This is a genomic window from Microcoleus sp. POL10_C6, assembly GCF_036701585.1.
GTDB lineage: Bacteria > Cyanobacteriota > Cyanobacteriia > Cyanobacteriales > Microcoleaceae > Microcoleus.
The window spans coordinates 181,831-193,837 of the sequence record NZ_JAUBRB010000003.1; the positions used below are offsets into that span (position 1 = coordinate 181,831).

Below are 12,007 nucleotides of genomic sequence, written 5' to 3' on the forward strand. Positions count from 1 at the left end.
GAAACAAAAAGCTCCTGCCTGGTGGCGGGAGCTTTTTGAGCATTAAGGGTAAAGCCTAAACTGCTTTATCTTACCCTTTTAAAATGTTGGAAATTTTGATATTTCGCGCTGATTACAGAGCGTTACCGCGAGGCAGAACTTCTTCAGGGAAGATGAAGTTTTCGTGGGGTTGGTCAGTAGGAGCCATCCAAGCACGAATGCCTTCGTTAAGCAGAATGTTCTTAGTGTAGAACGTTTCAAACTCAGGATCTTCAGCAGCGCGCAATTCTTGGGATACGAAGTCATAGGCGCGCAGGTTTAATGCTAAACCGACGATGCCAATGGAGCTCATCCACAAGCCTGTGACAGGTACGAACAGCATAAAGAAGTGCAACCAGCGCTTGTTGGAGAAGGCAATTCCGAAGATTTGCGACCAAAAGCGGTTAGCTGTCACCATCGAGTAGGTTTCTTCTGACTGAGTTGGGTTGAAGGCGCGGAAGGTGTTTGAGCCTTCGCCGTCTTCAAACAAGGTGTTTTCTACGGTTGCACCGTGGATGGCGCACAACAGCGCACCGCCCAAGATGCCTGCAACGCCCATCATGTGGAAGGGGTTGAGCGTCCAGTTGTGGAAGCCTTGCAGGAATAGCAAAAAGCGGAAAATTGCTGCGACGCCGAAACTGGGGGCGAAGAACCAGCCTGATTGACCCAAGGGGTAAAGCAGGAACACCGACACAAACACGGCGATGGGGCCGGTGAATGCTAGGGCGTTGTAGGGACGGATGCCGACTAAACGGGCGATTTCAATCTGACGCAGGCAAAAGCCGATCAGTGCGAAGGCGCCGTGGAGGGCGACAAATGTCCACAAACCGCCGAGTTGGAACCAGCGGGTAAAGTCCCACTGCGCTTCGGGGCCCCACAGGAACAGCAGGGAGTGTCCGAGGCTGTTGGCTGGGGTGGAGACTGCTACGGTGAGGAAGTTGGCTCCTTCAAGGTAGGAACTTGCCAAACCGTGGGTGTACCAGGATGTGACGAAGGTGGTGCCTGTTAACCAGCCACCGATGGCTAGGTAGGCGCAGGGGAATAGCAGGATGCCAGACCAGCCTACGAAGACGAAGCGATCGCGTTTGAGCCAGTCGTCGAGGACATCAAATATGCCTCTTTCGGTCTGGGCGCGTCCGACTGCGATTGTCATTTACGCAAATCTCCAAATGGATATAATTACAACGGATCTGTCTCTAGTCATGAGTCTTCCACCGTTGCCTCTGCTTAGCAGAAAACAAGTTGGATTATGAACAGACTTTACTTTTCTTTACCGTATTGACGATTATAGAGGTAATTCTTTACAAGAGCAAGTTTTTCTTAAAAAACTTTTGGCTCTTGACTTTTGACTTGTGCGAAGTCCCCGAAGCCCTCGAAGTCCCCGAAGTCTTTGCCCTGCATTTGGGAACTTCTACTATATATGAGTCTCTGCGCTTTGCGTCAGAAGCCCGGTGGCTTGGTAGATATATCGGCCTCAACCTCTGATTTTTCTAAGAAACTGGGTTTCCGTGGGTAAGTCCTATATATATACTGAGGATAGAGCTCCAAACTTAGGTTTTTAAGACTATATGTTCAGCATTGACATCATTGTGAAGAATACGCCCGTCTCGCTGTCGGTGCAGCGGAAGTTGGAGGAGGACGCTGAGACTGTTTACCAGCAGGTACTGGCGGCGATTCGCAACTCCCAACCGCAAATTTTGGAACTCACCTGCGAGAAAAATCCTGAGAAAAAGGTGGCTGTACTCAGCAGCGAGATTTCTGGGGTGGTGGTTTCTCAGAAATCGGGGGCGTCATCTACAGGCAGATCCCCTGGTTTTGTCTCGATGACAGCAGAATGAGGGCTGGGGGTGTTGGTGCCGATATGAGCCAGTCAGCCGTTGCTGTGCGGGATTTGGGTTTTTGCTGGCCGTCGGGCGATCGAGTGTTGCAAGGTTGCTCTCTGGATGTACCGAAGGGCGAGTTTTGGATGCTTTTGGGCACTAACGGCAGCGGCAAGTCTACGCTGTTGAGGCTGATGGCTGGGCTGCTGCACCCCCAGTCGGGGGAAATTGACCTCGGTGGGCGGGTGGGTTTTGTGTTCCAAAACCCGGATCACCAATTGGTGATGCCGACGGTTGGTGCGGATGTGGCTTTTGGTTTGGTGGAGGAAAAGCTTTCTAACGTTCAGGTGCGGGAGAGGGTGGCGGAGGCTTTGGAGGCTGTGAATTTGCTGGATTTGCAGCGGCGGCCGATTTATGCTTTGAGTGGGGGCCAGAAGCAGCGAATTGCCCTGGCTGGGGCGATCGCCCGTCACTGCGAAATTCTGCTGTTGGATGAACCGACGGCTTTGTTAGATCCTGATTCTCAGTTGGATTTGGTGGCGGCGGTGCAGCGGTTGGTGAAAAATCGCGGGATTACGGCTTTGTGGGTGACTCACCGTTTGGATGAGTTGAATTATTGTGATGGGGCTTTTTTGTTGGAAAAGGGCCAAGTTGTCGATCGGGGAGATCCGGCGCGTTTGAAGCAGCGGTTGATGCAAAGTCAAGATGTTTAGCCCTCAAGCAATTTGATAATTAAGTCATTCTGCGAGGGAAATCGCTTCTACAAAAACGAAGTCTGCCTCCGCAGACTAAGAGAATTGCTGCACGCCAAATCAATCTCGCAATCCTCGATCGCGCAACCAAGCATTTGCCCAAATTGTATCGGCTTCTGACAGCGGTGGTATGACTTCCCAGTTGCGATAATCTATCTTCAGGTCGTAACTTGCTATGTCGTAAATTTGAGTGAATAATTCCTGCAAATTGATTATAGGTTCGGTATCGCCCGATCGCAGTGGTAAAGGAAAGGCAGGCAGCGGGTTCTGCACGTTAAAAGCATACAAATCGGCTCTGGGACGGCGATTTCCCCGACACACCAAAACGCTATAGTGGCTTTCAATGTCATTGCCAATAACTGGCATTTTTTGACCGCGCCGCAATAAATCTATTTCAATTAAATGAGTGCGGCTACCTAAAATTTCTTCTCGCTTTTCTTCGTACATTTGTCGTCCTTTTCCTGGGCGCTTATTGCTAGGCGAGAGGATTTCAATCAGGGTGATTAATTCTTGGTTTCCTCTTTCTCTAATTTCTAAATAGCCTTCCCGAACCTGGTATGGCATGGGAATATTTACTGTCAAGGGTTGTGTTGGTGGCGCTGCAACGGCTACGTTTGATGTTATTAATTCGGTTGTGGTTCTTGGCTGAATTATGTTTAGATCAGGAATGCCAATTGATAAATTGTCGTCAGCGGTTTCATACATTCTCACTTCTACAGACACTAAATACTTAGGACGTAGTTGCGGAGATAATAATCTGGCAATTTCAATAATTAGCCAGTGGTGTAGAGCAGGCCAGAGTTCGGGATGCTCTAAATACGGGTCCATACCGGGAAAGGGAGATGGCATTGATGTGACTCCTTGACTTAAGTCTATTTACAGTTTAGCAATGTTGTTTTGGGAAAATTAGGGGCGATCGCACTTCCTGTCAAATAGAATAATTCCTATTTGTGGAAGGGCGATCGCACTTTTCAACAATTAAACTTCGATAGGCAATTGTGTTTGAATTGGAACGCTGTTTTCATCCAACACAGACACCGCATTTACGAACACAATTGTATGCGGGACTGCGGGCATTAAACGGCGCAGTGCATTTAGGTAAGATTCGGCATCGGGGCGGCGGGCGAAACGGGCGACTGTTAACCGCTGACTGTTGGGGAGGTGGCGAATTAGATGCCAAGGTTGAAGTCGATCGCGATATGTCGGTTGTTTTGGTATCATAGGAAAATCCTTCCCACTTTTGTGGGTGGTGAATGAAAGGCGATCGCTCTAGATTTCTCAGGTCCGAGGGCGATCGCTATATCTAACACTTTTATTAAAAGCTAAATACGTAGCTTCTGTCAAGCATAAATGGGGTTAATACGGTTGCGAGTTCGAGAACTGGCTGAGGAGAAGAGTTGGACGCTGAAAGAAGTTTCGGAGAGAACGGGTATTCCGTACAGCACGGTCAAAAATTACGCGCAAGCTCCTAAGCTGGCAACGGTGGACTACACGGCTTTGCAGAAACTTGCTGAAGTCTTCGATGTGATGGTGGAAGACTTGGTTGAGGTTTTGGAACGGTAAACTGATTTGTCAGCGGGAAGATGGGTCTAACTCGGTTGCGCGTTCGAGAACTAGCTGAGGAGAAGGGTTGGACGCTTAAAGAAGTTTCTGAGCGATCGGGCATTCCTTACAGTACCGTTAGAAGTTATGCCCATTCTCCCAAGCTGGCAACTGTAGATTACACAGCTTTAAACAAAATGGCTCGCGTGTTTGATATTGCGATCGAAGATTTAGTTGAGATTTTGGAACAGTAAAGAAAAAATAATGCTCGTGAAGATTCAAAGAGAGTTGATGGTCTAAGGACATAATAATGTTGTGTTTCTAGTATTTTACTCAAAAAAACCAGGACACAACATTGTTGTGTCCCTACTGTATTGTCAGCAATTGAGGAATTGTATTTTACTCAAAAAAGCCAGGAGACAACATTGTTTCGCTTCCCTACCTCATCTCATATCCAAACAAATTAGGATCGACTTCACCCAAATTCAAATCGGCCAAACCATACTCTGCCCAACGCCTTTCTACCATCGCCGCCACATCCGGATCTGACTCCAAAACTTCCCCCCATTCGTGATCCGTTTCCGGCGGCATCTTCGTAGTAGCATCAATCCCCATTCGGCCTCCCAAACCAATTTTTTCACTGGCAAAATCTAACGTATCAAAAGGCGTATTCGGCAGAATAAATACATCCCGAACCGGATCGACTTTAGAACTAATTGCCCAAACTACTTGACGCGGGTCGCGAATGTTGATACTTTTATCGACAACAATCACAAACTTAGTGTATGTAAACTGCGGTAATGCACTCCAAAATGCTAAAGCAGCCCTGCGCGCTTGACCGGGATATGCTTTATCAATCGAGATAATTGCCGCTTTATAACTAAGCGCTTCCATCGGTAAGAAGAAATCGACAATTTCCGATACTTGCTGCCGCAAAATAGGGGTATAAATACGGTTAAGCGCGATCGCCATCATTGCTTCTTCTTTCGGTGGCCGCCCGCTAAATGTGGTCAGATAAATCGGGTCTTTGCGGTGCGTCATGCAGTTGAATCGAACCAGCGGCGAATCTTCCACGCCGCCGTAATAACCCATGTGATCGCCGAAGGGCCCGTCGGGCAGAACTTCCCCCGGCGTAATCGTTCCTTCTAACACAATTTCCGAGTCCGCCGGTACTTCCAAATCTACGGTTTTGCACTTGGCCAATTGCACGCCGGAACCGCCATAAAGTCCGGCAAATAACCATTCCGATAAATCTACAGGAATTGGTGTTGCTGCGGCGAGAATGATTAAAGGATCGACTCCAAGGGCGATCGCAACTTCCAACTTTTTACCAGCCTGCGCCGCTTTCCGCAAGTGCCTCGCCCCGCCCCGCACCGATAACCAGTGTACAGTCATCGTGTTTTTTGACTGCAACTGCAACCGATAAACCCCCACATTCGGCGTACCGGTTTCGCAATCTTTGGTAATTACCAAACCCAGGGTGATAATTTTGCCCGCATCTCCCGGATAAGGGCGAATCATCGGGATTTTGTTCAAATCCAGCCCTTCTCCCTCAATTACCACTTGCTGACAAGCTGGGAAAAAGTCGCGGCCGGGTTTGGCTTTCACTACGTCAAACAGCACTTTGCCGAACTCTATTGCTTGGGAAATCTTTTTCGGCGGTTTTGGCTGTTGCAGCATTCCTAGTTTTTTGCCGAGCTCTTCTAGTTCGATCGGCTTTTCCATGTTCATCGCCCAGCAAACGCGCTGTTCCGTACCCAACAGGTTGATTGCAACGGGGAATTCGGCCCCTTTGACGTTTTCAAACAGCAGTCCAGGGCCGCCTTTTTGCAGCATTTGATTGGAAATTTCGGCAATTTCGAGGTCGGAATCGACTAAGGCACTAATTCGGCGCAGTTGTCCCCGTTCTTCGAGTAGTTTGAGGAATCCCCGCAAGTCTCTAGCCATTTTTTTAAGAATTGTTAACGTTCTTTTGTTATTATGAGCCGATCGACTGCCACAAGTTAAACTGCGATGATAAGTTAATCAAAAATTCCCGATACTCGTTCGATAGATTGTGAAAAATCCCCGACGATCGCCTGAGCGATTTCGTAAAAACGGTCGTTCTCGCAGCCAACAGTTTTATCCGCGTCAGCCTAACGGTCAAGAATTGTTTGAGGCTTTGCTACCGCCGTCTAGCAGCAGGTGCGGGGAAGGTGCGTTAAGCGAAGCTATCCCGAAGGGAATCGCTGACAAAAGCTCAGAGTGCGATCGGGGCCTAGCTATTTTGCTCCTAGACGCAGAAAACTTGAAACTGGACGTTAATGCTGAAAAATTTTTAGCCAGTTTGTATGGCTCTCCCCTACAAGTTAAAATTGCTTTTGCTAACTGGAAAAAGCCGACTACTGGCAAGTTGGATGCTGAACTTTATGATCGCGGTTACGAACTGATTCACGTTCCGGGTGGTGCTAATAGTGCTGACGGTAAAATGATTGCTTTTGGCGCTGCTATTTTATACCGTTATAGGGATGTAAAACAAGTTTTTGTCTGTTCTTCTGACGGTTTGTTAAATCACCTTTGCAATCAGTTGCAAAATCAGGGATTGACTGTGTTTCGGGTGCGACGACAAAATGCTGTGTTGTCTGTAGAAAATCTTCGGACTGGTGATACTAATCACTATTCTTGCAAAAGGGAACAGGAAGTCCCTAGTTTTGAAGAATTGGCTAATCAAATTGGTGAGTTTTTGAAGGCTGAACACAAATCTATTGATGAGCGGATAGCTAGATTTTCTAGTGTGGCTGAGTTTTTTCAAGATCGTCGTACTATTGTTTTCCCTTCTACAACTTCCCCTGCCACAGCAGTGTCGGAATCAGGAGAAAACGAAGTGACACCGGTGGCTGAAGTATCTTTGGCTTCTGTTGTTGTCAATCAAAATTTGCCAGAAATAATTCCCGATCTCAATTCAAATCCTATTGAGTCGCTGGATGTTTTAAAATATATACTTGTGCAAATAATTGAAACTGCAAAAGTTGAGTTAAAAGAGGATTATATTCCTGTGGCAATAATTAAGAAAAAATTTTTTGCCAAATATCAGTTTCATGCTGATTTAATTGTCAAACAATTGTTGGGGAATAATTCCAGTCTAATCAAATTATTCCAGTCTGAATCGGCGGATTTTAAAGTAATATTAATCGGTAGCGAACATCACGTGGCAATCATGCCAAAGATGGACAGTTCAGAAGAAGGATAAGAATTATCAATTGGCGATCGCACAGTCAGCTCCCTGATGTATTTAAGAAATCAGGTCTCCGAGTCTTCCGTCTGAAAATTTAATCTGTTATTAACCAAAATTTAAGACAAGCTTATTCTTTTATTATTTAATCTGTTATTAACCAAAATTTAAAACAAGCTTATTCTTTTATATCCCTTTCTTTGGAGGTTTCAGTCTATCCTATGGAGGAGATTTGCAAAGTCGGCTATTAAGGGAGAGGAGGAATATGAATTTTTTCACAGGACGTTGGCGACGTAGTTTTATAGTGACACTTGCAGCAGCAGCATTCTCGCTGACTTTGATTAATTCTGCTGTAGCAGCCGTCACACTAAACGGTACGGGAGCAACTTTCCCTAAACCTCTTTACGATCGCTACTTCTCTCAAATGAGAAGTGCAAATCAAATTACTGTAAACTACGAAGGAACTGGTAGCGGTGCTGGCATCAAAGCATTAATTTCAGGCAATGTTGATTTCGCAGGCAGCGATGCGCTGATGACTGCTGCACAAATCGCTGAGGTAAAGCGGGGTGTAATAGCTGTTCCCACGGCTGGCGGCGCTGTTGCAGTTGTTTACAACTTGCCCGGAGTGACCAATCTGAGGCTAAATAAGGATGCCATGAACGGTATCTTTGAAGGCAAGATTACTCGCTGGAATGATGCGAAAATAGCCGGAATTTCTGGACAAGCTAAAAACTTGCCAAATACTGCGATTCGAGTAGCTGTACGGGCAGACAGCAGCGGTACTAGTTTTATTTTTGCTAATCATTTGCAGGCAACTGGTAGCACCATCAAAGCTGCCGCTCAGCCGAAGTGGCCAGACACCGCTGTCAGGGGTCAAGGAAACCCCGGCGTAGCTGCTTTGGTGAAGAATACAGCGGGTGCGATCGGCTATGTTCAAGATACTTTTGCTCGGCAAAACAATCTTCAAACAGCATTTATTCAAAATAAAGCTGGCAGGTTTGTAGACCCTAGCTTGGCTGAAGCAGAGAAAGCTTTAGCAGGGGAAACATTCCCCGCAGACTTCCGCTTAGTAGAAGGCAATCCCAACGACGGTTATCCGATTGTTGGTTTGACTTGGCTGTTAATCTACAAACAGTATCCTGCTGCGAAAGCAGAGGCTATTAAAAAGATGGTTAATTGGGTGATGACTACAGGTCAAGGTATCAACAAACAGCTAGAGTTTACTCGGATTCCTTCAGCTACAGCTCAAAAGGTGGTTCAAGCAGTTAATCAGACTGTGATTGCCAGAGGTTAATTCCGGCGATCGCACGGGGTTATGAGTTGACGAGTTAAATCGATGACTCAAAATTCATAAATGATCAGGTTAGTGTGCACTAAATTTACTGTGTAAGGTACGCACTGCGTACCTTACAAACTAGGTTCCCAGCGCGCAACCAGCCCATTATAATTCCTCGTCCTTTAAGCAAGTATTTTACTTTGTACGCACTAATTTTGGTATGACCAATATTTCAAAAAAGCGGGATATATTGACTCGGAAACCGACAGAAATGAACACAGAAGTAGATTTGACAGATACTGCTGGTGAAGGTCTATGGATGGAGTCAGGATTTACACTATTTGTATGGGGTTTTGCCCTAGCAACAGCGGGTACGTTGTTTTTGATGAGTGCGGTAATTTTTAAAGATGCTTGGCCTGCTATTAGCCAATTTGGACTCTCTTTCTTGTGGAATCCCAAGTGGGATATCGGTGAGTTGCAGTTTGGGGCTTTGCCGTTTATTTACGGTACTGTAATTAGTTCTGCGATCGGCATAATCATCGCACTTCCTTTAGGGCTGTCAGTAGCTATAGTTACTAGCGAGAACTTCTTACCCGTTTGGGTGCGATCGCCCTTGGGATTCATGGTTGAATTAATCTCGGCTATTCCCAGCGTAATAGTTGGCCTTTGGGGAATATTTGTTTTGATTCCCTTCTTGTTGCCATTGCAGCAGTCATTGTTTGATAATTTCAGTTGGTTTCCCTTGTTCAGCAGCGAACCTTTAGGCCCCGGAATGCTGCCCGCTGGAATCCTTTTATCGATTATGATTTTGCCAACAGTAGCCGCCATCAGCCGCGATGTATTGATGTCGGTTCCAGTAGATGTGCGAAGCGCTTCCATGTCCCTTGGTGCCACCCGCTGGGAAACAATATTTAAGCTGTTATTACCAGCAGCTAGTTCGGGGATTATCGGCGCCACCATATTAGCATTGGGACGCGCTTTAGGCGAAACAATGGCAGTCACAATGGTGATTGGCAACTCGATTCAAATTAACAAATCCCTGCTGGCTCCCAGCTACTCAATTCCTGCTGTTTTGGCAAGTCAATTTCGGGAAGCTGTAGAACCCCTGCACACCGGCGCTTTGATGTATTTAGCCTTAATTTTATTTGTGATCACTCTGTTCGTAAATGCGATCGCAGTATTGTTGGTTCAGCTAATTGGGGCCAAAAAAGCTAAAACTTAACATCATCGAAAGCAATTTGGTCACAAGCCGCGCCGCCAGATTTATCCCCTGGTTCAATCTAAAATCTCAAATCTAAAATCCCATGGCTCAAGCACAAAAATTAGATAGTATTCTGGATGCAGAAATCACCAACCCCCTGTCGCTAAGCCGAACTTTTTTCAGCCGGGGAATGACAGTTATCGCTTTCGCTCTGACAGCTCTAGCCCTGCTCCCTTTGTTTGCTATTTTATACAAAATTCTGGGGGAAGGACTTACACATTTGAGCTGGGAAGTGCTAGTATCTCTGCCCGCACCCGTCGGAGTTGAAGACCAGCCCAACGGCTTTGCTAATGCGATTCTCGGCACTGCTTTAATGGTGGGAATTGCGACATTAATTAGCGTACCTATCGGCGTAATGACGGGAATATTTTTGTCTGAGTTTGGTAGAGAAAACAAAGCGATAGCCAATAGTATTCGCTTTATCACCGTCATTCTCAGCAGCGTTCCCTCGATCGTAGTTGGCGTCTTTTCCTACGCCCTAATCGTCGTTACCACCAAAGCATTTTCATCCTTAGCAGGCGGTTTTGCCCTCGGCGTCATCATGCTTCCAGTGGTTGCTCTGACAACAGAACAAGCATTAAAATTAGTGCCTACTTCTTACCGCCTCGCTTCTGCTGGTTTGGGAGGCGGACGCTTTCAAACTATGTTTCGCATTATCATACCCTCAGCACTTCCAACTATTACCACAGGTATTTTACTCGCTGCTTCCCGCGCCGCCAGCGAAACCGCACCGTTGATTGTAACGGCGTTATCGAGTCAATTTTGGCCTCCTTTAGTTGATAAATTGGGCGAGATAATGCAGTCCCCTATAGGTGCAGAAACCATTGCAAAACTCAAAGAAATTCCCGAAACACTGCTGACCCCGACTCCTTCCATGTCAGTATTAATATACAGCTACGCCAGCTCTCCTTACAAAGAGCAGAACGAATTGGCGTGGACTGCTGCCTCTGTCCTTTTGGGTATGGTTTTGATTGCTAGCGTCGCATCCCGTACAGTAACTCGGAAACGCTTGCAAAATCGATAAATCAATAACTAAAGTGCATCTCTCAGTCAAATATTAACAAGATAACCAGCTAAATAATGAAACCTAAAGCTAACTTGAAATCCGAAAACTATACAGATCAATTCCTAGAAGATGCCGCCCCGGAAATAGACCCCAATGCAATGCCAGCACTGCGGGTTCAGGACTTGAGTTTTTATTACGGAACTCACAAAGTCTTAGAAAATTTATCGATGAATATCCCTCACCCGCAAGTGACGGCTATTATTGGTCCTTCAGGTTGCGGCAAATCTACGTTTCTCAAAGCTCTCAACCGGATTGGTGAATTGGAGGGAAAAGTTAAAATTAAAGGAAGAGTAGAGTTTTTTGGACAGGATATTTACAGCCCAAAAGTAAACATTAATAGTTTGCGTCGGCAAATTGGGATGGTGTTTCAAAGACCGAATCCTTTTCCACTGAGCATCTACGATAATATTGCTTACGGGGTGAGGATTTTTGGTCGCAAAAGCAAAGCAGAATTAGATGAAATTGTGGAATCGGCACTCAAAAGTGCGGCGCTTTGGGATGAAGTCAAAGACGATTTGAATAAATCGGCTCAGGGGATTTCGGGGGGACAGCAGCAGCGGCTTTGTATTGCTCGCGCTTTGGCTGTGAAGCCGAAAATTTTGTTGATGGATGAACCTTGTTCTGCTCTAGATCCGATTTCTACGATGAAGATTGAGGAGTTGTTTCAGACTCTGCGGCAGCAGTTAACAGTTGTAATTGTGACGCATAATATGCAGCAGGCGGCTCGCGTTTCTGATTACACGGCTTTCTTTAATACTGATGAAAGTCGCATCGGCCGCATGGTGGAATTTGGGCCGACAAGTAAGATTTTTACTTCTGCGGGCAATTCGAGTACGAGAGATTACATTCAAGGCCGTTTCGGTTAATACTTACATCTTGAACCTCTTTCAGAACAGGCAAGATGTCTATTCCACAACAGACAAATATTTTTGTGCAGGCATCTTGCCTGCTATAGTTATGTTTTCAGAACAGGCAAGATGCCTGTTCCACAACAGACAAATATTTTTGTGCAGGCATCTTGCCTGCTATAGTTATGTTTTCAGAACAGGCAAGATGCCTGT

The 12,007-nt window shown here is 46.1% G+C and carries 14 protein-coding genes; 10 read left to right on the forward strand and 4 right to left on the reverse strand.

Annotated features, from left to right (window positions below):
* Nucleotides 1-112: 112 nt before the first annotated feature.
* Nucleotides 113-1,171 carry a photosystem II D2 protein (photosystem q(a) protein) gene (gene psbD, locus QUA34_RS02970; protein WP_333055206.1) on the reverse strand — a complete coding sequence of 353 codons (1,059 nt, stop codon included), beginning with the start codon at nucleotides 1,169-1,171 and terminating at the stop codon, nucleotides 113-115.
* Nucleotides 1,172-1,260: 89 nt separating this feature from the next.
* On the opposite strand from psbD, the gene QUA34_RS02975 reads away from it, so the two are divergent.
* The 3 genes from QUA34_RS02975 to QUA34_RS02985 all read left to right on the forward strand — a co-directional run bounded on the left by QUA34_RS02975 (nucleotide 1,261) and on the right by QUA34_RS02985 (nucleotide 2,551).
* The gene (locus QUA34_RS02975; RefSeq protein WP_333384017.1) at nucleotides 1,261-1,503 is read left to right on the forward strand and encodes a hypothetical protein; all 243 of its coding nucleotides are present in this window, start codon (nucleotides 1,261-1,263) and stop codon (nucleotides 1,501-1,503) included.
* A gap of 83 nt (nucleotides 1,504-1,586) precedes the next feature.
* A complete protein-coding gene (locus QUA34_RS02980; RefSeq protein ID WP_190663726.1) occupies nucleotides 1,587-1,856 on the forward strand; it encodes a hypothetical protein in 270 nt (89 codons plus the stop codon).
* A 23-nt stretch (nucleotides 1,857-1,879) separates the two neighbouring features.
* The gene (locus QUA34_RS02985) at nucleotides 1,880-2,551 is read left to right on the forward strand and encodes an energy-coupling factor ABC transporter ATP-binding protein (protein ID WP_281363590.1); all 672 of its coding nucleotides are present in this window, start codon (nucleotides 1,880-1,882) and stop codon (nucleotides 2,549-2,551) included.
* A 99-nt stretch (nucleotides 2,552-2,650) separates the two neighbouring features.
* On the opposite strand, the gene QUA34_RS02990 is transcribed toward QUA34_RS02985, so the two are convergent.
* Both QUA34_RS02990 and QUA34_RS02995 read right to left on the reverse strand, forming a co-directional pair.
* Nucleotides 2,651-3,439 (reverse strand): DUF4058 family protein, encoded by a 789-nt coding sequence (locus QUA34_RS02990; RefSeq protein ID WP_333322229.1) that lies wholly within the window; start codon nucleotides 3,437-3,439, stop codon nucleotides 2,651-2,653.
* Between the two features lie 129 nt (nucleotides 3,440-3,568).
* Nucleotides 3,569-3,811: a hypothetical protein gene (locus QUA34_RS02995; protein ID WP_333322226.1), complete on the reverse strand. Its 243-nt coding sequence runs from the start codon at nucleotides 3,809-3,811 to the stop codon at nucleotides 3,569-3,571.
* A 129-nt stretch (nucleotides 3,812-3,940) separates the two neighbouring features.
* On the opposite strand from QUA34_RS02995, the gene QUA34_RS03000 reads away from it, so the two are divergent.
* Nucleotides 3,941-4,153, forward strand: coding sequence for a helix-turn-helix transcriptional regulator (locus QUA34_RS03000; RefSeq protein ID WP_333322222.1), 213 nt, complete (start codon nucleotides 3,941-3,943; stop codon nucleotides 4,151-4,153).
* Between the two features lie 20 nt (nucleotides 4,154-4,173).
* Nucleotides 4,174-4,386 carry a helix-turn-helix transcriptional regulator gene (locus QUA34_RS03005; RefSeq protein WP_333322217.1) on the forward strand — a complete coding sequence of 71 codons (213 nt, stop codon included), beginning with the start codon at nucleotides 4,174-4,176 and terminating at the stop codon, nucleotides 4,384-4,386.
* A gap of 184 nt (nucleotides 4,387-4,570) precedes the next feature.
* Here the strand turns inward: QUA34_RS03005 and QUA34_RS03010 are convergent, their stop codons facing one another.
* Complete coding sequence (locus tag QUA34_RS03010; RefSeq protein WP_333322213.1) at nucleotides 4,571-6,079, reverse strand: UbiD family decarboxylase; 1,509 nt, start codon at nucleotides 6,077-6,079, stop codon at nucleotides 4,571-4,573.
* A gap of 109 nt (nucleotides 6,080-6,188) precedes the next feature.
* On the opposite strand from QUA34_RS03010, the gene QUA34_RS03015 reads away from it, so the two are divergent.
* The 5 genes from QUA34_RS03015 to pstB all read left to right on the forward strand — a co-directional run bounded on the left by QUA34_RS03015 (nucleotide 6,189) and on the right by pstB (nucleotide 11,812).
* Complete coding sequence (locus QUA34_RS03015) at nucleotides 6,189-7,361, forward strand: NYN domain-containing protein (protein ID WP_333384022.1); 1,173 nt, start codon at nucleotides 6,189-6,191, stop codon at nucleotides 7,359-7,361.
* Nucleotides 7,362-7,608: 247 nt separating this feature from the next.
* Nucleotides 7,609-8,637: a phosphate ABC transporter substrate-binding protein PstS gene (gene pstS / locus QUA34_RS03020; protein WP_333322210.1), complete on the forward strand. Its 1,029-nt coding sequence runs from the start codon at nucleotides 7,609-7,611 to the stop codon at nucleotides 8,635-8,637.
* 202 nt (nucleotides 8,638-8,839) lie between these two features.
* Entirely contained in the window at nucleotides 8,840-9,841 is a 1,002-nt protein-coding gene (gene pstC, locus QUA34_RS03025; protein WP_333384025.1) for a phosphate ABC transporter permease subunit PstC, read from the forward strand.
* An 82-nt stretch (nucleotides 9,842-9,923) separates the two neighbouring features.
* Nucleotides 9,924-10,904, forward strand: a complete 981-nt coding sequence (pstA, locus tag QUA34_RS03030; RefSeq protein ID WP_333384028.1) for a phosphate ABC transporter permease PstA — start codon at nucleotides 9,924-9,926, stop codon at nucleotides 10,902-10,904.
* Between the two features lie 56 nt (nucleotides 10,905-10,960).
* Nucleotides 10,961-11,812: a phosphate ABC transporter ATP-binding protein PstB gene (gene pstB / locus QUA34_RS03035; RefSeq protein ID WP_333198572.1), complete on the forward strand. Its 852-nt coding sequence runs from the start codon at nucleotides 10,961-10,963 to the stop codon at nucleotides 11,810-11,812.
* Nucleotides 11,813-12,007 lie beyond the last annotated feature (195 nt).